At 64.1% G+C, this 25,634-nt stretch carries 24 protein-coding genes and 1 riboswitch; of the genes, 12 read left to right on the plus strand and 12 right to left on the minus strand.

The window, feature by feature from the left end:
* Positions 1-32: 32 nt before the first annotated feature.
* Positions 33-188 carry a hypothetical protein gene (locus ACZ9C1_RS03680; protein ID WP_156177603.1) on the minus strand — a complete coding sequence of 52 codons (156 nt, stop codon included), beginning with the start codon at positions 186-188 and terminating at the stop codon, positions 33-35.
* A 285-nt stretch (positions 189-473) separates the two neighbouring features.
* Here ACZ9C1_RS03680 and ACZ9C1_RS03685 point away from each other — a divergent pair, with 285 nt between their 5' ends.
* Together ACZ9C1_RS03685 and ACZ9C1_RS03690 are read left to right on the plus strand one after the other, a co-directional pair.
* A complete protein-coding gene (locus tag ACZ9C1_RS03685; RefSeq protein ID WP_102683730.1) occupies positions 474-908 on the plus strand; it encodes a bleomycin resistance protein in 435 nt (144 codons plus the stop codon).
* Positions 909-1,045: 137 nt separating this feature from the next.
* Positions 1,046-1,366, plus strand: a complete 321-nt coding sequence (locus tag ACZ9C1_RS03690) for a hypothetical protein (RefSeq protein ID WP_198755225.1) — start codon at positions 1,046-1,048, stop codon at positions 1,364-1,366.
* 111 nt (positions 1,367-1,477) lie between these two features.
* Here ACZ9C1_RS03690 and ACZ9C1_RS03695 read toward each other — a convergent pair whose 3' ends face one another.
* From ACZ9C1_RS03695 to ACZ9C1_RS03730, 8 genes are all read right to left on the minus strand, one after another.
* A complete protein-coding gene (locus ACZ9C1_RS03695) occupies positions 1,478-2,263 on the minus strand; it encodes an ABC transporter ATP-binding protein (RefSeq protein ID WP_476253605.1) in 786 nt (261 codons plus the stop codon).
* Positions 2,260-3,276, minus strand: coding sequence for a FecCD family ABC transporter permease (locus ACZ9C1_RS03700; RefSeq protein ID WP_476253606.1), 1,017 nt, complete (start codon positions 3,274-3,276; stop codon positions 2,260-2,262). Before ACZ9C1_RS03700 ends, ACZ9C1_RS03695 begins: the two co-directional genes overlap by 4 nt.
* Entirely contained in the window at positions 3,273-4,286 is a 1,014-nt protein-coding gene (locus ACZ9C1_RS03705) for an ABC transporter substrate-binding protein (RefSeq protein WP_476253607.1), read from the minus strand. Before ACZ9C1_RS03705 ends, ACZ9C1_RS03700 begins: the two co-directional genes overlap by 4 nt.
* Before the next feature lie 109 nt (positions 4,287-4,395).
* Positions 4,396-4,593, minus strand: a riboswitch (cobalamin riboswitch).
* 27 nt (positions 4,594-4,620) lie between these two features.
* The gene (locus ACZ9C1_RS03710; RefSeq protein ID WP_476253608.1) at positions 4,621-5,772 is read right to left on the minus strand and encodes an acetyltransferase domain-containing protein; all 1,152 of its coding nucleotides are present in this window, start codon (positions 5,770-5,772) and stop codon (positions 4,621-4,623) included.
* Between the two features lie 183 nt (positions 5,773-5,955).
* A complete protein-coding gene (locus tag ACZ9C1_RS03715) occupies positions 5,956-6,930 on the minus strand; it encodes a PDR/VanB family oxidoreductase (RefSeq protein WP_476253609.1) in 975 nt (324 codons plus the stop codon).
* Between the two features lie 63 nt (positions 6,931-6,993).
* Positions 6,994-8,115 carry an aromatic ring-hydroxylating oxygenase subunit alpha gene (locus ACZ9C1_RS03720; protein WP_198755660.1) on the minus strand — a complete coding sequence of 374 codons (1,122 nt, stop codon included), beginning with the start codon at positions 8,113-8,115 and terminating at the stop codon, positions 6,994-6,996.
* Between the two features lie 105 nt (positions 8,116-8,220).
* Positions 8,221-9,819, minus strand: coding sequence for a BCCT family transporter (locus ACZ9C1_RS03725; RefSeq protein WP_476253610.1), 1,599 nt, complete (start codon positions 9,817-9,819; stop codon positions 8,221-8,223).
* A gap of 270 nt (positions 9,820-10,089) precedes the next feature.
* The gene (locus tag ACZ9C1_RS03730; RefSeq protein ID WP_277503601.1) at positions 10,090-11,181 is read right to left on the minus strand and encodes a tartrate dehydrogenase; all 1,092 of its coding nucleotides are present in this window, start codon (positions 11,179-11,181) and stop codon (positions 10,090-10,092) included.
* 95 nt (positions 11,182-11,276) lie between these two features.
* Between ACZ9C1_RS03730 and ACZ9C1_RS03735 the strand changes: the two genes are divergently transcribed.
* The 9 genes from ACZ9C1_RS03735 to hchA all read left to right on the plus strand — a co-directional run bounded on the left by ACZ9C1_RS03735 (position 11,277) and on the right by hchA (position 22,722).
* Positions 11,277-12,188, plus strand: a complete 912-nt coding sequence (locus ACZ9C1_RS03735; RefSeq protein WP_046855980.1) for a LysR substrate-binding domain-containing protein — start codon at positions 11,277-11,279, stop codon at positions 12,186-12,188.
* Positions 12,189-12,351: 163 nt separating this feature from the next.
* Positions 12,352-15,183, plus strand: a complete 2,832-nt coding sequence (locus tag ACZ9C1_RS03740) for a xanthine dehydrogenase family protein molybdopterin-binding subunit (protein WP_457378904.1) — start codon at positions 12,352-12,354, stop codon at positions 15,181-15,183.
* Positions 15,176-15,715 (plus strand): (2Fe-2S)-binding protein, encoded by a 540-nt coding sequence (locus ACZ9C1_RS03745; protein WP_102684029.1) that lies wholly within the window; start codon positions 15,176-15,178, stop codon positions 15,713-15,715. The genes ACZ9C1_RS03740 and ACZ9C1_RS03745 overlap by 8 nt, the downstream gene beginning before the upstream one ends.
* A gap of 2 nt (positions 15,716-15,717) precedes the next feature.
* Positions 15,718-16,929 (plus strand): cytochrome c, encoded by a 1,212-nt coding sequence (locus tag ACZ9C1_RS03750; protein WP_038705916.1) that lies wholly within the window; start codon positions 15,718-15,720, stop codon positions 16,927-16,929.
* Between the two features lie 3 nt (positions 16,930-16,932).
* Complete coding sequence (locus ACZ9C1_RS03755) at positions 16,933-17,904, plus strand: XdhC family protein (protein ID WP_094011103.1); 972 nt, start codon at positions 16,933-16,935, stop codon at positions 17,902-17,904.
* Complete coding sequence (locus ACZ9C1_RS03760; RefSeq protein WP_277503610.1) at positions 17,901-18,464, plus strand: nucleotidyltransferase family protein; 564 nt, start codon at positions 17,901-17,903, stop codon at positions 18,462-18,464. The genes ACZ9C1_RS03755 and ACZ9C1_RS03760 overlap by 4 nt, the downstream gene beginning before the upstream one ends.
* Positions 18,465-18,770: 306 nt before the next feature.
* A complete protein-coding gene (locus ACZ9C1_RS03765; protein WP_476253611.1) occupies positions 18,771-20,828 on the plus strand; it encodes a retron system putative HNH endonuclease in 2,058 nt (685 codons plus the stop codon).
* Positions 20,825-21,634 (plus strand): HNH endonuclease family protein, encoded by an 810-nt coding sequence (locus ACZ9C1_RS03770; RefSeq protein WP_277503613.1) that lies wholly within the window; start codon positions 20,825-20,827, stop codon positions 21,632-21,634. Before ACZ9C1_RS03765 ends, ACZ9C1_RS03770 begins: the two co-directional genes overlap by 4 nt.
* 242 nt (positions 21,635-21,876) lie before the next feature.
* Positions 21,877-22,722 carry a glyoxalase III HchA gene (hchA, locus tag ACZ9C1_RS03775; RefSeq protein WP_277503615.1) on the plus strand — a complete coding sequence of 282 codons (846 nt, stop codon included), beginning with the start codon at positions 21,877-21,879 and terminating at the stop codon, positions 22,720-22,722.
* A 27-nt stretch (positions 22,723-22,749) separates the two neighbouring features.
* Here hchA and ACZ9C1_RS03780 read toward each other — a convergent pair whose 3' ends face one another.
* On the minus strand, positions 22,750-23,742 hold the full coding sequence (locus tag ACZ9C1_RS03780; protein WP_277505587.1) for an NAD(P)H-quinone oxidoreductase: 993 nt from the start codon (positions 23,740-23,742) through the stop codon (positions 22,750-22,752).
* 298 nt (positions 23,743-24,040) lie between these two features.
* Here ACZ9C1_RS03780 and ACZ9C1_RS03785 point away from each other — a divergent pair, with 298 nt between their 5' ends.
* Positions 24,041-24,913 carry a LysR family transcriptional regulator gene (locus ACZ9C1_RS03785; RefSeq protein ID WP_277503618.1) on the plus strand — a complete coding sequence of 291 codons (873 nt, stop codon included), beginning with the start codon at positions 24,041-24,043 and terminating at the stop codon, positions 24,911-24,913.
* A gap of 12 nt (positions 24,914-24,925) precedes the next feature.
* Here the strand turns inward: ACZ9C1_RS03785 and ACZ9C1_RS03790 are convergent, their stop codons facing one another.
* A complete protein-coding gene (locus ACZ9C1_RS03790; protein ID WP_277503619.1) occupies positions 24,926-25,399 on the minus strand; it encodes a VOC family protein in 474 nt (157 codons plus the stop codon).
* 25 nt (positions 25,400-25,424) lie between these two features.
* Positions 25,425-25,604, minus strand: a complete 180-nt coding sequence (locus ACZ9C1_RS03795) for a DUF2986 domain-containing protein (RefSeq protein ID WP_277503622.1) — start codon at positions 25,602-25,604, stop codon at positions 25,425-25,427.
* Positions 25,605-25,634 lie beyond the last annotated feature (30 nt).

A 25,634-nucleotide genomic window follows, 5' to 3' on the forward strand; every position in this document is an offset into this window, starting at 1 on the left:
CCTGCGAGTTTACTGCAAACCCATGCGCAAATTCAGCGTTGCAACGGATTGCGCAGGCGCACCCAGACAATCGCCGGCAGGGCCATCAGCAGCCATTTCAGGTAGCGGTTCACTTCGTAGTGCTCGCAGGCGATGCCGATGCTGGTGCAGACCACCACCACCGCCACGAACTGGATCATTCTTTCCATCGGCAGGTTTCCATCATTGCTGGGGCCGGGAGGGCCGCGGCGCGCACTTTAGCAGTGGCGCGGGCGCGCAGGCCAGGATGCCATACGGCGTAACACTTTTACGGCGCTCCATGCGCACCCCCACGGTCGCCTTGCTGCTGGGCTGCTGGGCTGCTTCGATGGCAAGGGCGCCCAGGCCCTGCGGCCCACATCGCATTCGTTTCGTGCTTGCCGGCCACGCTGGTGGAAGTTGGGGTAAGCGTTATCATGTCGTCCGCTTGCCCATACCCCTCAAGGACGACCCGCATGCTACAGCGCAACAGGATGGTGCCCGAACTGATCGTCAGCGACCTCGACAGCAGCCTGGATTTTTGGGTGTCGTTGCTGGGCTTCGAGATTGCCTATCAACGCCCGGAGCAGCGTTTCGCCTACCTCGACCTGCACGGCGCGCAGGTGATGCTCGAGCAGCTCGATGCCGATGATCACTGGCTCACCGGGCCGCTGGAAAAACCCTTTGGGCGGGGGATCAACCTGCAGATCGATGTCCCCGCTGTCGCGCCGCTGCTCGAACGGCTGGAGCGCCATCGCTGGCCGTTGTTCCAGGCATGCGAGGAAGTCTGGTATCGCGCAGATGCCGTCGAAGTGGGGTTGCGCCAGTTCCTGGTCCAGGACCCCGATGGCTACCTGTTGAGGTTGGCGCAGAAACTGGGCGAGCGTCCGGTTGCGTTATCCGCGCGGTAGCCCTTGCTACCAGCCCCTGCAGCTGGCGTCTGACAGGCCGTCCCAACCGACACCCGCCATGCTCAACACCGTGTTCATTTCCATTCCCGACGTATTCACCTACCGTCTCCTTCCACCCCATCACAAGGAGATCACGCATGCCCGAGCTTGCGTTGTACAAGGTGAAACTGCTGGACGAATTCGAGGCTCGCGAGGACGACTGGAGCTTCGGCCACTTCGAGCGCCGGCTGACCCAGGTCAAGCCCGCCGCCAACTATCAGGACGCCAAGGGCATCATCAAGGCCGCTCACCTGGCGAACAACTGGCCGAATACGGTAAAGCGCTACCTGCTGAGCAACTACCGCGCCCACGGTAATGTCAGCAGCGAGCTGACCGAAACCTTCATGCAGGTACTGGCCAGCCTGACGCCGCAGGAGATGAAGGCCTGGAAGCTGCCGCAGGTAAACCAATCGGCCTGATCGCCACCAAGTCGACTCCCACGGGATGGCGCATGGCCTCAGGCTGGCGCGGTCGGTGTGGGAGCCGGCTTGCCGGCGATGCGCCGCGTGAGCGGCGCTTTCCATGCCGACTCAGGCACGAAACCGCAGCACCCGCGCCCCATCATACGGATCGACCAGGTAGTGCCCCCGCACCCCAAACGTCCCCAACAACCGCTCCGGCGTCAACACCGCCTCCGGCTTGCCTAGCGCAACCAACCGCCCTTGATCGAGCACGGCCAGCCGGTCGCAAGTCAGTGCCTGGTTGAGATCATGCAGCGCCACCAGCGTCGTCACCGGCAGCGCCTGCACCTGGCGTAGCAAGCCGAGCTGGTGCTGGATATCGAGATGGTTGGTCGGCTCGTCCAGCAACAGCACCTGCGGCCGTTGCGCCAGCGCCCGGGCGATGTGCACGCGCTGGCGTTCGCCGCCAGACAGTTCGCCCCATAGCCGTCGGCGCAGGTGGCTGGCGTCGGCGTCGGCCAGCGCCTGTTCGACGATGGCGCGGTCATCGTTGCCGAACGGTGCCAGGGCCGAGAGCCAGGGCGTTCGGCCCAGGGCGACGGCGTCGTACACGCTGATGGCGTCCAGGGTGTCGGCCTGTTGCTCGACCAGGGCCAGGCGTTGGGCGATATGCCGGCGCGGCATGCGCTCCAGCGCTTCACCGAGCAGGCGCACGTTGCCACTGCTGGGCGTGCGCAGGCCGGCGAGCAGCTTGAGCAGGGTGGACTTGCCCGAGCCGTTGGGGCCGACCACGCCGAGGGTTTCGCCAAGCATCACGCTCAGGTCGACCCCCTGCAGCACATCGCGCCCGCCCAAGCGCAGGCCGAGCCCTTGGCAGGTGAGCGGCGCGTCGGCGATGGTGGTCATCACGCTCATGGGCGCCCCCGGCGGCTGATCAGGATCAGCGCGAACACCGGTGCGCCGATCAAGGCCGTGACCACTCCCACCGGGATCACCTGGCCGGCGATCAGGGTGCGCGAGAGGATGTCGGCGATAATCAGGAACAGCGCACCGCCCAGGGCACTGGCCGGCAGCAGGCGGCTATGCCCGGGGCCGAGCAGCAGGCGCAAGGCGTGGGGGATGACCAGGCCGACGAAGCCGATGGCGCCGACGATGGACACCATCACCGCGGTGACCAGCGCCGCGCAACTGATCAGCAGCAGCTGTGTACGGCGCACCGGTACGCCCAGCGAGGCCGCCGAGTCGGCACCGAAGGTAAAGGCGTCCAGTGCCCGGCGTTGCCACAGGCATATCGCGAGGCCGAACAGAGCGACCGGCACCGCCAGCCACACCGACGGCCAGCGCACGCCGCTGAGGTTGCCCAACAGCCAGAACAGGATGCCGCGGGCCTGCTCGGCGGTGGCCGACTTGGTGATGAGAAAGGCGGTGAGCGCGTTGAACAGCTGCGAGCCGGCGATGCCGGCGAGGATCACCTGGGCGTTGTCATGGCGGCTGCCACTGGCGCGCGACAGCAGCAGCACCAGGGCGAATGCCGCCAGCGCGCCGATGAAGGCGCCTGCCGACAGCGACAGCACCGCGCCGCCCAGGCCGAACAACCCCACCGCCACCGCACCGGTCGAGGCACCGGCCGACAGGCCCAGCAGATACGGTTCGGCCAGCGGGTTGCGCAGCAGCGCCTGGAGGATCACCCCGCAGGTCGCCAGCCCCGCGCCACAAGCGGCGGCGACCAGGGTGCGCGGCAGGCGGTAGTTCCAGACGATGCCGGCGTCGATCGGGTCGACGGCATGGCCGGCCTGCCACAGCTGGTTGGCCAGCACCTGCCAGATCGCCTCGGCGCCGACTCGGGTCTCGCCGATGGCAATCCCGGCAAGCATGGCCAGGCACAGGGCGAGCAAGGCAAAGAGGCTGATGGGCAGCAGGCGGTTCATGACTGGGGTGCTTTACCGCTGGCGAAGGCGCTGGACAGCACGTCCAGGCCGCGGAACAGGCGGATGCCGGCCTGCATGGCGTCGGCATCGAGGACGATGATGCGGCCGTGCTTGACCGCGTCCATATTGCGCGTGACCGGGTCGCTGCGCAGGAAGTCGAGTTTTTTCTGGTAGTCGTCGGCCGGGTAGCGACGGCGGTCCATGCGCGCGACGATCAGCCAGGTGGGGTTGGCCCTGGCCAGGGTCTCCCAGCCCACGGTAGGCCATTCTTCGCTGGATTCGACCACGTTGCGCACGCCGAGGGTCTGCAGCATGTAGTCGGCCACGCCCTGGCGGCCGGCGACATAGGGGTCGGTCTTGAGGTCGGCGCTGGAAAACCAGAACAGCGCGCTGGTGTGCGCCAGGTCCTGGCCGGCCAGGCGCTGCCTGGCCTGTTCCAGCTGGCCCTGGAGCTCGGCATTCAGGCGCGCGCCACGTTCCTGCACGTCGAAGATCTCGGCCAGCTGGCTGACGCTCTTGTAGATGCTCTGCACCTTGAACGGCTGCAGGCGGGTGCCGTCGGCGCCCACCAGGTTGTCCTTGCCCTCGCAGTCCGAGGGCAGCAGGTAGGTGGGGATGCCCAGCTCCTGGAACTGCTCGCGGGTGCCGACCGCGCCCTGGGCGCCGATCATCCACTCGAACTGCGCCGTTACCAGTTGCGGACGTTTGCCGACCACCGCCTCGAAGCTCGGTTCGTTGTCGGCCAGACGCGGGACCTTGTCGTTCTGCGTCTTGAATTCCGGCAGCACGTTGTTGAACCACAGCGAGGTGCCCGCCAGCCGCTCACCGAGGCCCAGGGCATAGAGCAGCTCGGTGCCGGCCTGGCCGACGGTCACCGCCCGTTGCGGGGCCTGGGTGAAGGTCTGCGGCATGCCGCAGTTGTCGACGGTCAGCGGGTACTGGGTGGCGCTGGCGTGGGCCAGGCCCGACAGGGACAGGCCGGCGAGGAGGGCGGCGAGGCGGTGCGGCATGGTGGGGCGATCTCCTGGGTGGTGCACGGAATGGCCCACGGACAGGCATCGCCCGGCAGCCTGCGCAAGCACGCGGCCAGGGCGGATGACCATCCCGGACACCCCGCCGGTTGGTGAATGCGTGCCGGCAGGTCTCCTGACTGGTGCGTCCAGGCCGGCGCCAGCCTTCCCGGGTCGGCAGACCCAGTGGCATCGATGGCGCAGGCTCGGCACCTACAGTTGCGGGGGCAGTTCCCTTTGGATCGCCAGTGGCGAGCCCGGGATTCCCTTTTGATTCCGTGTGGAAACCGGCGGGCGGCATGGTAGACCATCGGGCTGTCGGGTGAAAACGCTTTTACAGGTACTTGAGCCAGGCGATATCGCGCCGTCGCGCTTTCAGCCGGGCGAACCAGCGCACCGGCAGGTACAGGACAAGTGGCAGCAGCACGGCGGTCAGCCATACCGCCCCGATGCCATCGAAACCGAAATAGCGGCCCTGGTTCAGGCCAAACAGTGCCACGCAGGCCACGTACAGCAGCTTGAGCGCATACAGGTGCAGCAGGTAGAAGAACATCGGCGCTGCGCCAAACACCGCAAGCGGGCCGATCCAGCGGGCGTCGCCGGCACGCTCGAAGCCGCGCAGCAGGAGCAGGCCGACGCCAAGGGTCAGGGCCAGGAACAGCAGCGACGGTGGGTATTTGGTGATATTGAAGAAGCTCATCAGCGTCTGCCCGACGCGGGCGTAGAGGCTCCAGGGGGCTTCGCCGTAGCCATTGAGCAGGCGCAGCGCGACGAACCCAAGCAGCAGGCCCGCGCCGGCCCATAGCAGACGCTGCTGGCGCTTGCCGGCGTCGCTGCCCCGGGCAAACCACGGCCCGAGCCCATAACCCAGGGCGATCACGCCGATCCACGGCAACAGCGGGTAGGACGTGCGCAGGCGCAGATGTTCGCCTACCTCCAGCCAACTGCGCTCATGCAGGATCGCCCATGGCACATGCAGCGCCGATTCCGGCCTGAAGTGCAGGCCATCGAGCAGGTTGTGACCGGCGACGATCAGCGCGCCGAGGGCGAGCAGCGCCGGGCGCGGCAGCCACACCAGCAGTGACAGGGCGAGCATGCTCAGGCCGATGGCCCAGATCACCTGCAGGTAGATCACGCTCGGAGGCAACTGGAAGGTCCAGGCGAAGTTGACCAGGGTGAATTCCAGCACCACCAGGAACAGACCGCGCTTGAACAGGAACACCGAGACATCGCCACGGCCCTGGTGCTTTTCGCCATACAACCAGGCCGATAGCCCGGTAAGCAGCACGAACACCGGCGCGCAGAGGTGCGCCAGGGTGCGGCTGGCGAACAGGCTGGGTTCGGTGGCGTCGATGGTCATCGGGTCGCTGACCTGGCGGTGCAGGAAGAACGTTTCGCGCACGTGATCCAGCAGCATGAACAGGATCACCAGGCCACGCAGGGCGTCGATGCTTTGCAGGCGTTGGGGGAGTTGGGGGCTGGCCATTGAAAAAAGTCGCAAACAGTGGAAGTAAAATGTTATCTCATAACAATTTTTCAATCCACTGGCCTGCATTTACATCGAGGCGCCTGACGCCATCGCGGCACGCTCGCTCCAGCTCATGCGCTATTCCTGGAGCGGGCCTGCGCCGCGATGGTATCGTTCGCCCCGTTGGGACGCGATCTGGCTTCAGAGATCCAGCACCAACCGCGCCGAGCGCGCCCGCGACACGCACAGCATCATGCTCTGCTGCGCGGCCTTTTCCTCGTCGCTGAGGTATTGGTCGAAATGCTCGGCCTCGCCTTCGAGGATCGCCGTCTCGCAGGTGCCGCACACGCCTTCGCGGCACAGGCACTCGACCTTCGCGGCCTTGGACTTCTCGATGGCCTGCAGGATGGTCATGCCTGCCTCGACTGCCAGCTCGGTGCCTGAACGGGCCAGCACCACCGTGAAGGCCGCACCTGTGGCCGGCGCGGCGGCGGCGAACTGTTCCCAGTGCACCCGCGATTCGGCGATGCCAGCGGCGGCGGCGGTGGCGATCACCGCGTCGATCAGCGGCTTGGGCCCGCACACATAGAGGTGGGCGTCATCGGCCAGGCCCGCGCACAGCGCGGCGAGGTCGAGCTTGCGGTCCAGGCTGTCGATGTAGAACCGCGTGTTGCCGGCATGCGGGCCTTGTTCCAGGTCGCCCTGGAAGGCGCCGTGTTCCGGGGCGCGGAAGGCGTAGTGCAGCTCGTAGGGGGTGGCGCCCCCTTCCAGCTCGTGCAACTGCGCCAGGAACGGGGTAATGCCGATGCCGCCGGCGATCAGCACATGGCGCCCGGCATCGGCGTCCAGGGCGAACAGGTTGTTGGGGGTGGAGATGGTCAGCTCGCTGCCCACCGCTACCTGGTTGTGCATGAACGCCGAACCGCCCTTGGACTGCTCCTCGAGCCGCACGCCGATCTGGTAGCTGTGCAACTGGCGCGGGTCGCTCATCAGCGAGTAGGCATTGCTGAACTGGCTGCCGCAGGCGGATTGCATCTGCACGATCACGTGGCTGCCACCGCTGAAGGCGGGCAGGGCGGCGCCGTCGGCGCGGGCCAGGGTGAAGCGCTTGATCTGCGGCGTGGCCTGTTCCACACCGGTCACGCGCACCTTGAACATCTCGTATTGCTTGGCCATGGCGTACCTCGACAACAAAGCCCCGCGCCAGGCCCTGGCGCGGGGCGGGGAGCTGGCGTGTGTTCAGTCGTCCAGGTGGGCGACCGCGATCAGGTTGTGGAAGTGGGCGATGCCGTGCTCGCTGACGCCGCTGCGCTGGGCGTCGACCATGATCCGGCCCTGGCCACGGTAGCCGCGGGACTTCAGGCCTTTCTGCACGCTCTCGACCAGGCGCAGGTCCTCGGGGCGGAACACTTCGCGGTACCAGTCGATCAGCTTGTGCTGCTCTTCGCTGAGCTCCTTGTTGAGGAAGTAGATGTCGTAGTGCTGCAGGGTGGTCTCGGCATCGACCGGGAACTCGTAGATCACGGTCATGAAGTTGGCCCCTGGCGGTACGTTGAACATGGTGCACGGCCAGGCCCAGAAGCCGGCGAAGGACGGGTCTTTCACCGACTCGTCGAAGGTGAATGACTGCTCCGACGGTTTGGCCAGGCCATATTGCAGGGTCCAGTTGCCGTGCAGGCTGTGGCTGTACTGGCCGACGTCCACCGAATCGGAGAAGCCAGGGTGGGCCGGGGCGCAGTGGTAGCACTCCAGGTAGTTGTCGACGATGGATTTCCAGTTGGCCGGAGTGTCGCTGACGAAGCGCGCGGCCAGGTGCAGGTCGTCGATCACCGCGCAGGCTTCGCGCATGCGCTTCTGCATGCCCGGCAGCTGGTCTTCGACGGAGCCTGCGTCGTTGTCCATGTTGATGAAGATGAAACCGGCGTATTCCTCCACGCGCAGCTGCACCAGGGTGGAATTGCCTTTGTCGAAGTTGGCCACGTTCTCGCAGTTGCGCGCATGGGCCAGCTCGCCGTCGAGCTTGAAGGTCCAGGCGTGATACGGGCAGGTGATCACATTCTTGGCCTTGCCGCTGCCTTCGAGCAGTTGGTGGCCACGGTGCGGGCAGACGTTGTAGAAGGCCCGCAGCACGTCGTCGCGGCCACGCACGACGATGATGCTCTCGCCGATCACCTGGCGGGTGATGTAGGCGTTCTTCTCGGCGACTTCGCTGCGGTGGCCGACGCAGATCCAGCTGCGGGCGAAGATCGCTTCCTTCTCGTGTTCGAACACGGCGGCCTGGGTGTAGAACTTGGCCGGGAGGGTGAAGGCCTCCTCGGGGTTGGCGCAGAAGTCGGCGGGCAGGCGTTTGAAATCGTTCATGGCTCTATCTCGGTTCTTATTGGTTAACGCGTATCTGATGGTTAACAATCTGGGCAAAAAAATTTGCCAGAACGGGGGCGGGCAAGCCCGCTCCCAGGTTGTATTTCAGTGCACTACGGCAGCGCTACGCGGCGCATGCGGCTGCGGTTCCTCACCCGCCAGGCGGGTGGCCTCTTCCTCGATGCGGTAGGCCGGCACCTGGCCGTAATCGGCCACCAGCCACTTGAAGAACCCGTAGATCTTCACCAGCAGGATCAGCATGAACGGGATCGCGGTAAGCACCACGGCGGTCTTCATGGTCGACAGCGAGGCCTTGGCGAACAGCATGGCCAGTGGCACCAGGGTCAGCACCACGCACCAGAACAGGCGCAGGGTGGGGCTTGGGTCTTCACCTTCGCGCAGGTTGCGGGTGCTGGTGGCGGCCACGGCGTAGGCGGCGGCGTCCATGTGCGAGGCGCAGAACACCGCCATGATGAACAGGTACGCGGCGAGGAACAGCGTGCCCCAGGGCAGGGCCAGCAACAGGTCGGTCACCGCGGCTTCGCCGCCCAGCGTGCCGAGCAGCTTGGGTACGTCGATCTGACCGTTGATGAACTGGTGCATGCTGTAGCTTTCCAGCGCGCCGAAGAAGAACCAGCAACCGAAGCTGCCGCCCAGCAGCAGGGCGAACACCACTTCCTTGATCAGTCGGCCACGGGATACGCGGGCGACGAACATCGCCACGCCAGGGGCGTAGGACACCCACCACAGCCAGTAGAACACCGTCCAGTTGCGGGTGAAGGCGCCGTCGCCGGCCGGGTCGGTGAACAGGCTCATCTGCACGTAATGTTGCAGCATCAGGCCGATGGAATTGGCGGTGTTGTTCAGGGTGAACTGGGTCGGCCCCACCAGCAGGACGATGGCGGCGAATACCAGGGCGCCGATGCAGACCATCTTCGACAGGCGCTGCAGGCCGCCGTCGATGCCGATGTACGAGCTCAGCGAGAACAGCAGCGCCACCGCGCCGATCACCAGCAACTGCACGGTGAAGGTGTTGGGGGTACCGGCCAGGTCGGCAAGGCCGCGGGTCAGGGTCGAGGCGGTGAGCGCCAGCGACACGGTCAGCGCGCCCATCATGGTCAGCAGGAAGATCAGGTCGACGGCGCGGCCGACCGGGCCGGTGGCCTTGAAGCCGGTGACCGCCTCGATGATCGAGGCCAGGTTGAGGCCGCTCTTCTTGCGCACATGGAAGTGATAGGCCATGGCCAGCGAGGCCAGGGCGTAGATCGACCAGGCACTGATGCCCCAGTGGAAGAACGAGTAGCTGACGCTGTATTCCAGAGCCTTGGCCGACATCGGCGCGATGTTCAGGCCTGGGGTCTGGTAGTAGTAGGCCCATTCCATCACGCCCCAGTACAGGGTCGAGGAACCCATGCCGGCGCAGATGAACATGAACACCCAGGTAGCGGTGGAGTACTCGGGCTTGCCGGCACCCAGGCGGATGTTGCCGTATTTGCTGAAGGCCAGGTACAGCACGGCCAGGGAACTGCCGAACACCAGTACCTGGACGCTGGTGCCGAAGGTGCGGGTGGCCACTTCGAACAGCTGGTTGGCCAGGTTTTCGGCCTGGGCAGGGAAGGCGGCAAGGCCGATCACGGTGAGCAGCACGGCCAACAGGCTCACGGCGATCAGGAACACGTCGATCTTTTTGTTATTGGGGGACATCAATTGTCTCCTGGAGCATTTTTTTTGTAGTAGGCGTCAGGCGTTGGGAAGTCCGTATCGAGGTTCTGTGTTTCCTTTCTGTTAACTAATAGATAACAAGTATCTTATGGTTGACAGATTCTGCATTGAATCGAAGTGGGTGGCAATAGGATCGTCGGACAATCCGGATGATTGGGTGGGCTGTCGCTATCGCGGGGCAAGCCCGCTCCCACGCAAAGACGTGTTTCTACTTGTGGGAGCGGGCTTGCCCCGCGATGACCTGACGTCAAATCAGGCGCCGAGCAGCTCGGCGATGGCCTTGCCCACTTCCTGGGTCGAACGGCTACCACCCATGTCGCGGGTGGTGTCGCCGTTGGCGATCACCGTCTCGATGGCCTTGAGGATGTCGTCGTGGGCCGCCTGGTAGCGGGCATCGTTGTTCTCCTGGCCGAGGAACTCGAGCATCAGCGCGCCGGACCAGATCATCGCGATCGGGTTGGCGATGTTCTTGCCGTAGATGTCCGGCGCCGAGCCATGCACCGGCTCGAACAGCGAGGGGAACTTGCGCTCGGGATTGAGGTTGGCCGACGGCGCGATGCCGATGGTGCCGGCGCACGCCGGGCCGAGGTCGGAGAGGATGTCGCCGAACAGGTTGGAGGCCACCACCACGTCGAAACGCTCAGGCTGCAGCACGAAACGGGCGCAGAGGATGTCGATGTGCTGCTTGTCCCAGCTGATCTCGGGGTAGCGGGCGGCCATGGCGGCGGTGCGCTCGTCCCAGTAGGGCATGCTCACGGCCATGCCGTTGGACTTGGTCGCCGAGGTCACGTGCTTGCGCTCGCGGGTCTGCGCCACGTCGAAGGCGTACTTGAGGATGCGGTCGACGCCGCGACGGGTGAACACCGACTCCTGCAGCACGAACTCGTTGTCGGTGCCTTCGAACATGCGCCCGCCCAGGGAGGAGTATTCGCCCTCGGTGTTCTCGCGGATCACCACGAAGTCGATGTCGCCGGGTTGCTTGTGCGCCAGCGGGCAGGGCACGCCGGGGAACAGGCGCACCGGGCGGATGTTCACGTACTGGTCGAAGTCGCGGCGGAACTTGAGCAGGGAGCCCCACAGCGAGATGTGGTCCGGGACCTTGTCGGGCCAGCCGACTGCACCGAAGTACAGGGCGTCGAAGCCCTTGAGCTGGTCGAACCAGTCGTCGGGCATCATCTTGCCGTGGGCCAGGTAGTAATCGCAGCTGGCCCATTCGAAGAACTCGAACCGCAGGTCCAGGCCGTGCTTGCGGGCGGCGGCCTCGACCACGCGCAGGCCTTCGGGGAGGACTTCGTTGCCGATGCCGTCACCGGGGATGGCGGCGATCTTGAAGGTCTTGGTCATGGGGCGCATCTCGTGTCCAGGGAAGATGCAGGCCATGCTATAAGGCTGTGCTTCGGAGATAATCCGGCAATCCATCAATTCTTGGTGCACGAAACGTGAATAATCTGCCGAACCTGGATGACCTCGACATCTTCCTGCAGGTGGCGCGCCGCGCCAGCTTCGCCGCAGTGGCGGACGAGCGCGGCATGTCGGCGGCGTTCATCAGCAAGCGAATTCGCCTGCTGGAGGAAAGCCTCGGCGTGCGCCTGCTGCACCGCACCACCCGGCGGGTGACGGTGAGCGAGGAGGGCGAGCGCGTGTACCAGTGGGCGCAGCAGATCTTCGAGACCCTGCGGCGCATGGACGACGACCTCAACGCCGGCCAGCGCGAGCCGGCGGGGCAACTGCGCATCGCCAGCAGCCTGGGGCTGGGGCGGCGCTTCGTGGCGCCGGCGCTGTCGGAGCTGGCGGCGCGCTACCCAGGGTTGGACATCCGCCTGGATGTGCATGACCGCCTGGTGGACCTGATCGCCGAAGGGGTGGACCTGGACATCCGCGTGGGCAACGTCATCGCCCCGCACCTGATCGCCAAGCCCCTGGCACGCAACCGTCGGGTGCTGTGCGCCGCCCCTGGCTACCTGGCCGCGCATGGCACGCCGCGGGTGCTGGCCGACCTGGCCAGCCATGACTGCCTGGTGATCAAGGAGCGCGACCACCCGTTCGGCCTGTGGCACCTGGAAGGCCCCCAGGGCGAGGAAAGCGTGCGCGTCACCGGCGGGCTTTCCAGCAACCACGGCGAGGTGGCGCACCAGTGGTGCCTGGACGGGCGAGGGATCCTGCTGCGCTCCTGGTGGGACGTGCATGACAGCATCGCCGATGGGCGCCTGGTGCAGGTGCTGCCCGAGTACCAGCAGGCGGCGGATATCTGGGCGGTGTATACCGCGCCGTTGGCAGGTTCGGCCAAGGTGCGGGTGGCGGTGGAGTTCTTCCGCCAGTACTTCGCCGAGCGCTATCGCTTGCCGGATTGACCCTTCGCGCCGCCCCGCGACAAGTTGTCTGCTTGACTTGCAAGGGCACTCTACGATCGTTAACTTGACTTCGTAGTCAGTTTTTGTGATCGTGCGCGCCCTTTCAGTTTCTCAAGCACCAGAAAAAGCATGGGCAACCCAAGAGCTGCCCAGAGGATCAACCATGTCCAACCGTGATATTTCCCGGCGTTCGTTCCTGCAAGGCGGGCTGATCGCCGGTGTCGGCGTGACCATGGCGCCGCTCGGCAGCCAGGCGTTCGCCGCTCTGATGGAGAGCAAGGTCACCACCTCGCCGCAGAAGTGGATGAACCACGACGGCAAGGTGCGTTTGCGTAACGACGCGCTGTCCAAGGTCTGCGGCAACAAGGTGTTCGCCCGCGACATCCGTGCCAAGGACATGCCAGGCTGGCCACAGCAGCAAGGCCACGCCATGCTGCTCAAGGCGACCAAGGCCGACCGAATCTACGCGGGCTACGACCTGTCACTGCTGGGCGCCGAGCTGCAGCCGGACCGCGTCGTCAGCGCCGATGACCTGAAGAAGGACGGCATCGCCTGGCCCGAAGCCCATTCGCCAGACCCGTTGCTGCCGCCCGGCCAGGTGCCGATGTTCATCGGCCATCCGGTGGCGATCCTGATCTGGAACGACTTCGAGCGCTTTCGCAAGGCCAAGCTCAAGCTGCAGTTCAACGACCAGGCGATCCGCTACGGTGCCCAGGCCCCGCTGTACCAGCGCGATCCTTACGGCAGCTTCCGTTTCGTGCGCGTGGCCGGCAAGACGCCGTTCGACGAAGATGAATACTCCAGCCTGAAGAACACCATGCTGTTCCCCACCATCCTGGCGCGCAAGCCGGTATGGACCGCCGAGCCCAAGCAGCACGGCACCCTCACCGAGCAGGGGATGTTCTACGCCCAGCGTATCGACGAGCAGCTCAAGCAGCCGCCGGAAGACTGGCTGCTGTTCGACGAGCGCTACAAGACCCCGTCGATCGAGCCCGCAGCCCTCGAGCCGGACAACGGCAACGGCTGGTTCGACCCGGCCACCGGCACCCTGCATTTCGTCGTCGCCACCCAGTGTCCGTTCGAAGTGGCGCAGGAATGCGTGCACATGATCAAGCCGTCGCGTTTCGGCCTGAAGCACCTGAACATGCACCCGGGCTACACCGTCGGCTATGGCTCCAAGGACAACAACATCTTCGTGTTCTACGCCGCCGTCGCCGCCCTGTACGGCGCGGGCGTGCCGATCCGCCTGGCCAACGACCGCTACGAGCAGTTCCAGAGCGGCATCAAGCGCCACCCGTTCGACATCCGCTACCAGCTGGCCGTCGACAAGAAGGACATGAGCTTCAAGATCTTCCGCGCCGACATGACTGTCGACGGCGGCGGGCGCATCAACTACAGCCCGTCGGTGGCTTCAGTAGGCGCTACTGCCGCGCAGTCGATCTACTACATGCCGCAGAACGACCTGTCGGTCACCGCCTACCACTCGCGCGGCGTCGAGGCCGGCTCCATGCGCGGCTATGGCACCCTGCAGAGCATGGCCGCCACCGAGATGATGGTCGACGAGATCGCCGATCGCCTGGGCGTGGATGCCATCGAGCTGCGCCGCAAGAACGCCCTCAAGTCGGGCATGAAGAACACCCAGGGCGCGGTGCCCGCCGGCGCCCTGCGCCTGCACGAGATTCTCGACAAGGCCGCCGAACACGACTGGTGGAAGCACCGCCACGCACGCAAGCAAGCCGAAGACGCCAAGGACCACGACAACTGGTACGGCGTGGGCTTCGCCATCACCCAGAAGGACTTCGGTACCGGCGCCGAAGCGCCGATGGCGGCGGTCGAGTTCACTGCCGATGGCCAGATTACTTTGCGCCATATCGGCACCGAGCTGGGCACCGGCATGTCGACCTCCCAGGCCCTGGTGGTCAGCGACTTCCTCGGCCGCGTTGCCGATCACGTGCAGACCGCCCAGACCGAATGGCCTGAGCTGCAGCTGAGCACCAGCGGCAACCCCTACCTGATCAGCCAGGCCGAGCAGGACGCCGCGCTGCGCAACCCGCGCTGGGTCGCCAAGCTGGCTTCGCCGTCGTCGGCGACCAACTCGGCGTTCTACTTCAGCCACGCCACCCGCGAGGCGGCCCGCGTGCTGTTCAACCACGGCCTGTGGCCGGCAGCCATGGCCTTGTGGAGCCAGGGCCCGTTCGGCGGCCAGGCCAACCCGTTGGTGGTGCGTCGCGAGAACGCGGTGTGGGTCAACGGCGCGCTGACCGGCAACGGCCTGGAGCCGATCCCGTTCGCGGAGCTTGCGAAGAAGGCCCACGAGATGGGCCTGATCACCGGCGTCAGCGTGCATGGCTTCAACCGCTGGAGCTGGGCCGAGGCCGACTTCGTCATCGACGGCGTGCGCGAGCGCCTGCCGCTCGATGCGCTGGCGGTGAAGTACGGCGACGGTGCGCTGAATGCGAAGAAGGCGCAGATGAACAGCGCTGGCTTCCATTTGCTCGACCGGCAGAACGTCGAGTACCCGGCCACCCAGCTGAACAACGCCATGGTCACCTACTACAGCCCGGTGGCGACCATCGTCGAGGTGAAGGTGAACAAGGGCAGTGGTGAAGTGAGCGTGCTCAACCACCACAGCTGGGTCGAGTGCGGCCGGGTGCTGGTGCCCGAACTGGTCAAGGGCCAGCTCGAAGGCGGTATCGCCATGGGCATCGGCCATGCGCTGCTGGAGGAGATGCCGCTGTACGAGGGTGGCCCGGGCGAAGGCGACTGGAACTTCAACCGTTACCGCCTGCCGATGGCCCGGCATGTGGCGGTGTGGAAACAGACGTCCGAGATCCTGCCGCCGCTGTCGCCGACCGACCCGTCCAAGGGCATCGCCGAGGTGGTGATGATCCCGGTGGTCGGCGCCATCGGCAACGCCGTGGCCCATGCCATCGGCAAGCGTGTCCGCGACCTGCCCATCACCCCCGCCCGCGTCAAGGAGGCCCTCAATGGCTGACCGCAAGCTGCAACTGACCCTCAACGGTCAACCTGTCGTCACCGAAGTGGTCCCCGATGACCTGGCGATGATCGACTACCTGCACGAATACCAGAACCTCACAGGCTCGCGCCTGGGCTGCGGGCAGGGCATCTGCCACGCCTGCGTGGTGATCGTCGACAACCCCGACGGCACCAGCGAGGAAGTGCGCACCTGCATCACCGGCGCGCACTATTTCGAGGGCAAGCAAGTGCGCACCATCGAAGGTCACGCCAAACGCGACGAAGCGGGCAACCCCACTGAGTTGAACCCGATCCAGCAGAAGTTCGTCGACCGCTTCGCCTTCCAGTGCAGCTACTGCGCCCCGGGCTTCGTCAACGCCGCCACGGTGCTGGTGGAGAAGGCCCAGCGCAAGCCGCTGAAAAAAAGCGAGCTGGAGCAGGCCATCGAAGCCAGCCTCGGCCATCATGTGTGCCGCTGCACCGGCTATGTGCGTTATTACGAGGCGACCCGCGACGTGCTGGGCGACCTCGGCCTGGTCAAGGAGGGTTGAGCATGACGCGAGTTCTGAGCAGCCTCGCCCTGGCCATTGGCGCGCTGGTCGCCTGCAATGTCCAGGCGGCCGATGAGGCATTGATCAAGCGCGGCGAATACCTCGCCCGCGCCGCCGACTGCATGGCCTGCCACACCGCCGAGGGCGGCGCGCCCTACGCTGGCGGTCTGCCGATCCATTCGCCATTCGGCACCATTTACGGCACCAACATCACCCCGGACAAGCAGCACGGCATCGGCAACTACAGCAGCGACGAGTTCTTCGCCGCCCTCACCGAGGGCAAGCGCAAGGACGGCGCCAACCTCTACCCGGCCATGCCCTACACCTCGTACCACCTGATCAAGCGCGAGGATTCCGATGCGATTCACGCCTACCTGATGAGCGTGGCGCCGATCAACCGGCCGGCGCCGGAAACCAGCCTGAGCTTCCCGTTCAACGTGCGCACCGGCCTGATGGGCTGGAACCTGCTGTACGGCAAGAGCGTGCAACTGGAGGAGGGCAAGGGCAACAGCGAGGCGTGGAAGCGCGGCCAGTACATGGTCGAGGTGCTCGGCCATTGCGGCGAGTGCCACACCCCGCGCAACCCCATCGGCGCACTGCAGCAGGACAAACGCCTGACCGGCGGCCTGCTGCTGGGCTATCTGGCGCCGAGCCTGCTGGCCCAGGACCTGGCCGACCGCGGCTGGAACCAGGCCGACCTGGCGACCTTCCTCAAGCACGGTATCAGTGCCCAGGGCAGCATGTTCAACGAGATGTACCCGGTGGTGCACCACAGCACCCAGCACCTTGAAGACAGCGACCTGTCGGCCATGGCCACCTACCTGCTCGGCGACCAGCCGCCGGCGGCCAAGGTGGTGCAGGCGGTGGCCCACGAAACCCTGGGCGAGAGCGCCAAGCGTGGCCGCCAGCAGTACCTCAATGTCTGCGCCGGTTGCCACGGCGGCGATGGCGAGGGCAAGCCGCACATTGCCGTGGCCATGCAGGGCAATACCGTGCTGCGCCAGGCCGACTCGCGCAACCTGGTCAAGGCCATCGTCGACGGCATCCGCGAACAGCAGTTCACCGGTTTCGAGCGCATGCAGCCGATGCCGGGCTTTGCCGACAAGCTTGACGACCAGCAGCTGACCGACATGGTCAACTACTTGCGCGAAGCTTGGGGCGGCCTGCCGGGCGACCTGACCACCCAGCAGCTGGCCCAGCTGAAGGCGGATTGACCCGTGCAGCATCTCGACCTGCAGGTGGTGCGCCAGGCGGCGCAATGGTCGCGCGACGGGCTGCGCGTGTGGCTGTGCAGTGTGCTGTGCACCTATGGCTCGGCGCCGCGCGCGCCGGGCTCGTTGCTGGCGGTGAGCGAGGGCGGGCACTGGGTGGGATCGCTGTCGGGCGGCTGTGTCGAGGATGACTTCCTCGAGCGGGTCGCCGCCGGCGAGTTCGCCACGGCGGTTGCCGTGGTGCGCTATGGCGACGGCAGCGACACCCGCGGCAACATTCGCCTGCCGTGCGGCGGCATTCTCGACGTGCTGGTGGAGAACCTGCCCGGCGACTGCGCCACCCAGGCGCATCTTGCCGAGCTGGAAAGCGCCTTGCTCGGGCGTCGGCGGCTGTTGCGCGAGGTCGACCTGCGCAGCGGTGAACGGCGCCTGAGCGATGACCTCGGCCAGGGGCCACGGGTGGAGCGTGGCGAGCATTGCGTGCGCCTGCGCATCGGCGCTGCCCAGCGCCTGTTGCTGGCGGGGTATTCGAGCGTCGCGCATTTCTGCGCCGAATTCGGCAAGGGCCTGGGCTTCGAGGTGGTGCTGTGCGACCCTCGCGACGAGGTGATGGACAACGTGGCGCTGGACGGGATAGAAATCCGTCGTGAACTGCCTTCGCTGTTCATCGCCAACGGCGGCTGCCATCGCGACACTGCGGTGGTGGCGCTCACCCACGACCCCAAGATCGACGACCTGGCCATGCTCGAAGCAGTGCGTACCGAAGCGTTCTACATCGGTGTGATGGGTTCACAGGCCACGTCGGCGAAGCGTCGTGAGCGCCTGCGCCGTATCGGCGAGCTGGGTGATGCCGACATGGCGCGCATTCATGCGCCGATCGGCCTGAACCTGGGCAGCAAGACGCCGGCGGAAATCGCCCTGGCGGTGCTCGCCGATATCCTGCGGACCCGCAGCGGCATCGCCCGCGAGGCTTTGTGAAGGTCGTCGCCCTGGTGCTCGCGGCCGGGCAGGGCGCGCGCTTCGGCGCGGACAAGCGCCGGGCCTTGATGGCCGATGGGCGCAGCTTGTTGCAGCACAGTGTGGAGCGCGCCCTGGCGACGTTCGACGAGGTGCGGGTGGTATTGCGCGCAGGGGAGGACACCGACGCGTTGGGTTTACCCGCCGCCTGTCGTATCGTCCCTAGCCCTGATGCGGGCATGGGCATGGGACACAGCCTGGCGGCCGGTGCTGCTTCGTTGCGTGACTGCGATGCCCAGGCGGTGGCCATCGTGCTGGGAGACATGCCCTGGATCTTGCCGCACACTTACCGTCGGCTGGTCGAGGCGGCGGACCCGGCAGCCATCGTAGTGCCGCGCTACCAGGGCCAGAACGGCCATCCGGTGCTGTTCGGCCGCGATTGCTGGCCTGCGCTGGCCGAGCTTTCCGGTGATGAAGGGGCGCGCTCGGTGCTGCAACGGCACCGTGATCGCGTGCTGGTGTTGGACGTGGACGACAGCGGGGTGTCGCGCGACGTCGATACACCCGCCGCGCTGGGTTAGTGGTATCGCTGGCTATTTAGGGGTTGGCCCTTTTATCGGAGGCCATGATGGCACATTGGCCTTGGCACGTTGTATCCTTCGAACGTTATGACGCCTGGGTGCTGCTGTCAGCATGATGTAGCGACCGCTTACAGTGACTTTTCGCCAATTCAGTAGGGTGGCGAGGTTGAAGCGATAGTGGTTCAATAGTTAATCTGCTGATATTGATTCGAGTTGAATTACCTCTTTAGGTGGCTAATTTTCGGGCGTCAATAGGCGTGACTTTATAAGCACAAAATAAAGCATGATTTTTGATTGGAGCCCAAGATGACCCCGGTAAAGCGAGCGAGATGCCCTAAATTTCTTGAGGTGTTTCTTGAGAGGCTGCGCCTGGAGGAATTTGATGTTTCAGGAAAGCTGCAGGCATCTATCGCTTGGTCTTCAACAAAAGAAATTAAGCGTGAGCTTCAGGCTCACCTCAGTGGGATGTTTGTAGATGTTTGTTGCTATTGCGAGACGCTGATTGCACAGGACGGTGTGATTGAGAGGTTTCGTCCTGAATCCCAGTATCCACAATTCTACTTTGATTGGGAGAATCTGTATTGGGCCTGTCCGGTTTGTAGCCGTTACAAGGCGGACCGCTTCCCTCTGGAAAGTGGCGGGTTTAGTTCGAGTGCCGAATACAGTGACGCGATAAGTAGTGAGCGGCCACTGCTGCTCGATCCGTGCCTCGATAATGCAGATGATCACCTTCAGTTTTTATCGGATGGATCAGTTAGGCCATTGAGTGAGCGCGGCCGAGTGACAATTGATACGCTTGACTTGAATCGGCGGCAATTGATTCTTTCTCGGCTGGAACAGATATCTATAATTCCGCGCTCTACTCAGTCTGAACGCGCCAGTCATCAGGTTAATGGTTCTCATCGGGCTGTTTGGCGTCAGCTGACAAAAGCAATGTCTTTTCCTGAATATTCATATGTGTATCCTGAATTGCCTAGTCCGAACCCTTACTTCGACGCATTTTATGAGCACATTTTTGAACGGGCGCTGGATCAGGGCCGTGATGCAGGAATAAACACTGAAGCAGGCGAAGGGTTTGATGAATATAGGGCCCAGTCACAGTATGTAACACGAATAGAGATAAAGTGCTTCGGCCCGATTGATGATCTGGTTCTAGATCTGGATCAATCCCAGTCCGCGGGCGCCCCATGTTTCGCATTGCTAGGGGAGAATGGGGTAGGTAAGAGTACGGTGCTCAGGGCGCTAGCACTTGCTCTGGCGGGAAAGTCTTATGTCAAGTCGTTGGGGTTTACCAGTAATAAAGTGCTCTCGCCTAATGCCTATGAAGGGTTTGTCAACGTATACCTTGTTGGTAATCGAAGAGTAGTCATGAGTTTCAGGCGTAATGCCCCGATACGGTTCAGTGCCGATAGCTCACAGTCATTGGTATTGGCATATGGGGCCACGCGGTTGCTCCCGAGGGGGCGTCATAAGCCAAAATCGGGTCGTGAACATGCCAAGATAGATAACCTGTTTGATCCCTTTCTACCATTGAATCATCCTGAAGAGTGGCTGGAGGTGCAGGATGAGGGCAGGCTGGGGGAGATCAATACCGTTTTGTCCAATTTGATGCCGAAGGAGAGCGAGGTCCGCGTGTTGCTCGATGATGACGGTACAGTCACGCTGAGCGTAGATGGACTTACAGGGACGCAGATTCAGAACCTCAGTGATGGCTATCAATCAATGCTCGGCATTTCGGTGGACATCATGAAGGTGCTCTATAGGACGGGCTCCTCGATTGACTCCGCTGAAGGCATTGTGATCATCGATGAGCTGGGGAATCACTTCCATCCTGCATGGCGTCTGCAGTGTTTGTCAGCCTTAAGGCTGGCATTCCCAAGAGCACAATTCATATACAGCACGCACGACCCTCTCTGCTTGCGAGGCTTGTGCGAAGGCGAAGTGGCTGTTCTTCGTAAAGACATGAATGGTCAGGTCTATGTGTTGGAAGACCTTCCGAATGTTGCTCGGCTCAGCGTTGAGCAACTGCTCTCTTCTGAGCACTTCGGCTTGCGCAGTACGGTTGATCCGCAGTTGGAAGCTGACATAAAGACCTATGAAAAACTGCTTGAACAACCCCATCGTACGGCAGAGGACGAGCAAGAGTTCGTCAGGTTGATCGACCTGCTTACCGATATTCGGTATCTCGGTGGCAGTCGCCGCGAGCGTATAGCTTTACAGTTAGTTGATGCCGCTGGGAAATTTGATCAGACAGCATCGCCCCAAGTTAGCGCCCAGCAGCTTTCGCAGAAGACGGTAGCAAGGTTAAAGTTACTGATAGAAGGGATCGCTCCTGCATCGGGAAATAAAGAGTCTGGCGCATGATCAAGTTGAGTAGGCCGCTTGGCAGCCTTCCCAAGGGGCTGTCTGCAGCAGGGCGAAGGGAGCTTAAATTAAACCGTCTAACAAATGTGCGGAAATTCAAGGCATATTCGAATGAGGTTGTGAAGGAGCGGCTGGCAGAATTATTTGGGCGCAAGTGTATGTTTTGCGAGTCGTTGCTGGCGGGTACTCAGCCCGGAGACGTTGAGCACTATCGGCCGAAGGGTAAGGTCGTTTTATATCCACCTACTGCAGGGGGCGCATCTGTTGAGGGCTACTTCTGGTTGGCGGCAAGGTGGCCCAACCTCCTGCTGTCTTGTGCGGATTGTAATCGCCCCCGAACTCAATTCGACCATGATGCCCGTAAACGAGTCATTGGAAAGGCAAATTTCTTTCCTTTGGCAGATGAAAGTCAGCGTGCCAAGGGGCATTGGCAACTTGGTCAAGAGCAGCCGTTGATTTTGAATCCCTGTGTTGATGATCCTACAGAGCACCTGGTTTTCAGGGAGGACGGAGGGGTCGAGCCAGCCATCATCAACGGCGAGCCTAGCCTGAAGGGGCGTACGACTATCCATTTACTTGGATTGGGGCGATGGGAGCTCCTGCAGATGCGCGCCAGGCATCGAAGAGTGGTAATGGCTGCAATCCGTCACACCGTGGCAGCTTTGGATGCGGGTGAGGATCCAGGGGCGGACCTGCAAGACTTGGTTGATTTGCTATCTCCTAAAGAAGCTTACGTTGCCATGACACGCATGCTGGTAAAAAAATACCTAGGTGATTACCTATCTCAGCTTGCGGTCACCTTGTGAGGCAAGCGACGAGTGTGGGAGCTTCAGGCAGCGCGGCAGGCCGAAGCACGTTGAGACGCTCGAAAAAATTGGGAGCGGAGCTATCCATCTTGTGATGTCAGAACCGACAGGCTTTTAGGCTATGTTCAAATGTCTAGGAATGTCGGCGGCTGACCTCTGCTAAAGGAGTGCCATCATCGCGGCTGATTCGTTGGCCTCCTAGCAGGGACCCAATTACCCACCCCAGGCACAGGAGCACAGCAATGACTACCTCACCTGACGACAAACGCCCACAACCCGACCCGGCCGAAGACAACGCCTTCTTCCCCTCGCCGTACTCCCTCAGCCAGTTCACTTCAAGCAAGTCCGACCTCAGCGGCGCCTACTACCCGGCCCCCTATAAAGGCGGGCGCTGGAAAATTCTGCTGATCGGCGCCGATGAGCGCTATCTGCTCACTGACAACGGCACGTTGTTCTCCACCGGCAACCACCCGGTGGAAACCCTGCTGCCTATGTATCACCTGGACAAGGCCGGCTTCGCCTTCGACGTGGCGACCCTGTCGGGCAACCCGGTCAAGTTCGAGTACTGGGCCATGCCCGGTGAAGACAACGAGGTCCTGGGCCTGTTCGAGCGCTACCGCAAGGCGTTCAAGCAGCCACGCAAGTTGGCCGAGGTACTCGAAGGCTCGCTGTCCGACTACATCGGCGTGTTCATCCCCGGTGGCCACGGCGCGCTGATCGGCCTGCCGAACAGCAAGGAAGTCGGGCAGGTGCTGCAATGGGCCGCCGATAACGACAGGTTCGTCATCAGCCTGTGCCACGGGCCGGCGGCCTTGCTGGCCGCCGGGCACCTCTACAACGGCTACAAGATGTGCGCCTTCCCCGACGACCTGGATGCCAAGACCCCGGACATCGGCTACATGCCCGGCCACCTGACCTGGAGGTTCGGCGAGCGCCTCAAGGCCTGTGGCGTCGAAATCATCAACGACGGTATCTCCGGTGCCGTTCACCAGGACCACAAGCTGCTCAGCGGCGACAGCCCGCTGGCGGGCAATGCGCTGGGCAAGCTGGCCGCCGCAGCGCTGCTCAAGGAAGTCAACTGCGGTTGACGGCCCCAAGTTGGCGCACTGGGCGGCTCAACCCCCGTGCGCCACTGTCAGCACCACCTTGCCGATATGCCGGCCCGACTCCATCAGTTCATGGGCCTGGCTGGCCGCTGCCAGCGGGAAGGTGGCATGGATCAGCGGCTTGACCGCGCCGCTGCGTACATGGGGCCAGGCCTTGGCCTGCAACTCGCCGAGGATCGCCGCCTTGTCGTCGGCGCTGCGCGCGCGCAGGGTCGAGCCGATATGGGTCAGGCGCTTGGTCAGCAGCGGGAACAGGTCGACCTCGGTGGCCGGGCCCTTGACCACGCCGATCTGCACGATGCGCCCGTCCATGGCGGCAGCCCTGAAGTTCCGCGCCACATAGTCGCCGGCGATGATGTCGACGATCACATCCACGCCCTTGCCGTCGGTGTGCGCCATGACTTGCTCGACGAAGTCCTCGCGGGTGTAGTCGATGGCCACGTCGGCGCCCAGTTCCAGGCTGGCGGCCTGTTGCCCGGCGCCATTGACCGTGGTGAAGATCTTCGCCGCGCCGAAGGCCCGGGCCAGCTGCGTCGCGGTAGTGCCGATGCCCGACGCGCCACCATGGATCAGCACGCTTTCACCGGCCTTGAAGCCGCCGCGCTGGAACAGGTTGACCCACACGGTCATGAAGGTTTCCGGCAGCGCCGCGCCCTCGACCATCGACAGGTTTTCCGGCAGGTGCGCGGTGGTGCGTTCGTCGGCCACGGCGTACTCGGCATAACCACCGCCCTGGACCAGGGCGATCACGGCATCGCCGAGGTCAAAGTGACAGACCTGCTCGCCGATGGCCACCACCTTGCCGGCGATCTCCAGGCCCGGGATGGCCGGCGCGCCGGCGGGTGGATCGTACAGGCCCTTGCGCTGCAGCAGGTCGGGGCCGTTGACGCCGGCGGCATGCACCTGCACCAGCACCTCGCGCGGGCCTGGCTGGGGCGTGGCATGGCTGGCAGCCTGCAAGACCTCGGGGCCGCCTGGCCGGGTGATATCGATAGCGCTCATTTGGCTGGGGATGATGTGACGCATGAAGACCTCTGTCATTCTGAAGAAAGGCCGTGCCGGCCCGTTGCGACACAGGGTATGCAACCCGGGTTGCCGGGTCGCGCGGCGATTTTGCGACGCACCTTTGCAGATTTTCTTCAGCCTGCCGCATCCCTGCGAATTGTTGTGGGAAGCGGTTTTGTGTTGCCTGTACTGGCCTCATCGCTGGCAAGCCAGCTCCCACAATGCGCAGGTGATCCCTGTGGGAGTTGGCTTGCCAGCGATGGGGCGCGGCGCGCCCCCAATCAGGAGTGGACCAATGAACTGGGATGATGCCCGCATGCTGCTGGCCTTGAGCCGCGAACAGACCCTGCGCCGCGCCGCCCGGGTGCTGCGGGTCGACCAGGCCACGGTGGGCCGGCGGGTGGCGGCACTGGAGGCGGATCTGGGCTCGACCCTGTTCCTGCGCACGCCGGCCGGCTACCAGTTGACCGCCATCGGTGAAGTGGCCGTGGAAATGGCGCAGAAGATGGAACAGGCGGCCCTGGAACTGGCTCGCCGAACCCGAGGCGCGGACAACGAGGAGGCCGGCGAGGTGCGCATCGCCACCACCGACTCCCTGGCCCTGGAGTTCGTCATCCCGGCACTGCGGCAGGTGCACGAGACCCATCCCGAGGTGCGCGCGGTGCTCAGCGGCAGCTCGGAGATCGTCAACCTGTCGCAACGCGAAACCGACATCGCCATCCGCAACCAGCGCCCGGACAGCCCCGACCTTGTGCTGCGCAAGCTGGCCAGCTGGCAGATGGGCCTGTTCGCCTCGGCGGATTACCTGGCGCGGCGGGGCGTGCCGGAGGAGGGCAGCTTTGCCGGCCACGACTTGGTGGTGTATGAGCCGTACTGGCGCGACCGCGCCGAACCGACCCTGGTGGACGTGCCCCTGGGCGAAGGGCGGGTGGTGATGGCGGCCAACGCCAGCATGATGCTGCGCCGCGGCATCGCCGAAGGCCTGGGCCTGGGGGAGATCCCGGTGGAGCTGGGGCAGCGTGACGGCTTGCGGCGGGTCTGGCCGCAGCGTACGCGCAGCCAGCCCTACGAGGTGTGGATGGTCACCCACCAGGACCTGCGCCACACGGCGCGGGTGCGCGCGGTGATCGAGCAGTTGGTGCGGGCGTTTGCCGGGCCAGGCGAGTGACAGGCGCCGCAGTCAGTCTGCAACGGCCGAAGGGCTGAACGCGTCTGCGATGAAGGCCTCGAGCGCCAGGGCCTCGATGATCTCGATCGAGAAATGCCCGAAACGCTTGGGCAACCAGATGATGCGGGCCCCGGCAGGCGATTGCAGGTGCTCGCGAGCCAGTGGCCTGCCGTTCTCGTCCTCGGGCTGGATGCCATTGGCCGTCAGCTGGTCATAGGCCTGCTCGATGTCCGGCGTGGAATAGCAATGGCGGTAGATCATCCCTTCGCCATGGGTATCGAGCAGGTCCTTGAGGTTGCCCGCCAACGGTTGGACCAGCATGAAACGCTCCTGGCCGACCCGGGCGATCGCGTAGTGGACGTGCAGGCCGCCGCGTTCCCAGACCAGCGTCCGGGAAATGTCGGCGCCCAGCACCTGCGCGTAATAGCTACAGGCGGCATCCAGATCGGCGACCAGTACATCCACGTGGCTGAACTTGAGGTCCATCGCATTGCTCGCTCATGCAGAAGGTTCAGGGCTGTGCCGGCGCGCCGTCGCTCACCAGGTCTGCTTCGGGCTGGCCGGCCTCGGCCGCCAGTTTCAACCGGTCGGCCTTGGAGATGTAGGGGTTCCTGTTTTTCGGCGCCAACTTGGCACTGGCCTTCTTGGCGTGGGCTTTCAACAGCTGGTTGATCTTTTTACGACGGTTCATGTTATTCCACTTCATTGACGCTGGGTGCTG

Source organism: Pseudomonas sp. TE21435 (assembly GCF_056279265.1).

Excerpts from the sequence above, each read along its gene's own strand:
- ACZ9C1_RS03680 (WP_156177603.1), bottom strand. The coding sequence starts at position 188 with ATGGAAAGAATGATCCAGTTCGTGGCGGTGGTGGTGGTCTGCACCAGC.
- ACZ9C1_RS03685 (WP_102683730.1), top strand. The coding sequence starts at position 474 with ATGCTACAGCGCAACAGGATGGTGCCCGAACTGATCGTCAGCGACCTC.
- ACZ9C1_RS03690 (WP_198755225.1), top strand. The coding sequence starts at position 1,046 with ATGCCCGAGCTTGCGTTGTACAAGGTGAAACTGCTGGACGAATTCGAG.
- ACZ9C1_RS03695 (WP_476253605.1), bottom strand. The coding sequence starts at position 2,263 with ATGAGCGTGATGACCACCATCGCCGACGCGCCGCTCACCTGCCAAGGG.
- ACZ9C1_RS03700 (WP_476253606.1), bottom strand. The coding sequence starts at position 3,276 with ATGAACCGCCTGCTGCCCATCAGCCTCTTTGCCTTGCTCGCCCTGTGC.
- ACZ9C1_RS03705 (WP_476253607.1), bottom strand. The coding sequence starts at position 4,286 with ATGCCGCACCGCCTCGCCGCCCTCCTCGCCGGCCTGTCCCTGTCGGGC.
- ACZ9C1_RS03710 (WP_476253608.1), bottom strand. The coding sequence starts at position 5,772 with ATGGCCAGCCCCCAACTCCCCCAACGCCTGCAAAGCATCGACGCCCTG.
- ACZ9C1_RS03715 (WP_476253609.1), bottom strand. The coding sequence starts at position 6,930 with ATGGCCAAGCAATACGAGATGTTCAAGGTGCGCGTGACCGGTGTGGAA.
- ACZ9C1_RS03720 (WP_198755660.1), bottom strand. The coding sequence starts at position 8,115 with ATGAACGATTTCAAACGCCTGCCCGCCGACTTCTGCGCCAACCCCGAG.
- ACZ9C1_RS03725 (WP_476253610.1), bottom strand. The coding sequence starts at position 9,819 with ATGTCCCCCAATAACAAAAAGATCGACGTGTTCCTGATCGCCGTGAGC.
- ACZ9C1_RS03730 (WP_277503601.1), bottom strand. The coding sequence starts at position 11,181 with ATGACCAAGACCTTCAAGATCGCCGCCATCCCCGGTGACGGCATCGGC.
- ACZ9C1_RS03740 (WP_457378904.1), top strand. The coding sequence starts at position 12,352 with ATGTCCAACCGTGATATTTCCCGGCGTTCGTTCCTGCAAGGCGGGCTG.
- ACZ9C1_RS03745 (WP_102684029.1), top strand. The coding sequence starts at position 15,176 with ATGGCTGACCGCAAGCTGCAACTGACCCTCAACGGTCAACCTGTCGTC.
- ACZ9C1_RS03750 (WP_038705916.1), top strand. The coding sequence starts at position 15,718 with ATGACGCGAGTTCTGAGCAGCCTCGCCCTGGCCATTGGCGCGCTGGTC.
- ACZ9C1_RS03765 (WP_476253611.1), top strand. The coding sequence starts at position 18,771 with ATGACCCCGGTAAAGCGAGCGAGATGCCCTAAATTTCTTGAGGTGTTT.
- ACZ9C1_RS03770 (WP_277503613.1), top strand. The coding sequence starts at position 20,825 with ATGATCAAGTTGAGTAGGCCGCTTGGCAGCCTTCCCAAGGGGCTGTCT.
- hchA (WP_277503615.1), top strand. The coding sequence starts at position 21,877 with ATGACTACCTCACCTGACGACAAACGCCCACAACCCGACCCGGCCGAA.
- ACZ9C1_RS03780 (WP_277505587.1), bottom strand. The coding sequence starts at position 23,742 with ATGAGCGCTATCGATATCACCCGGCCAGGCGGCCCCGAGGTCTTGCAG.
- ACZ9C1_RS03785 (WP_277503618.1), top strand. The coding sequence starts at position 24,041 with ATGAACTGGGATGATGCCCGCATGCTGCTGGCCTTGAGCCGCGAACAG.
- ACZ9C1_RS03790 (WP_277503619.1), bottom strand. The coding sequence starts at position 25,399 with ATGGACCTCAAGTTCAGCCACGTGGATGTACTGGTCGCCGATCTGGAT.
- ACZ9C1_RS03795 (WP_277503622.1), bottom strand. The coding sequence starts at position 25,604 with ATGAACCGTCGTAAAAAGATCAACCAGCTGTTGAAAGCCCACGCCAAG.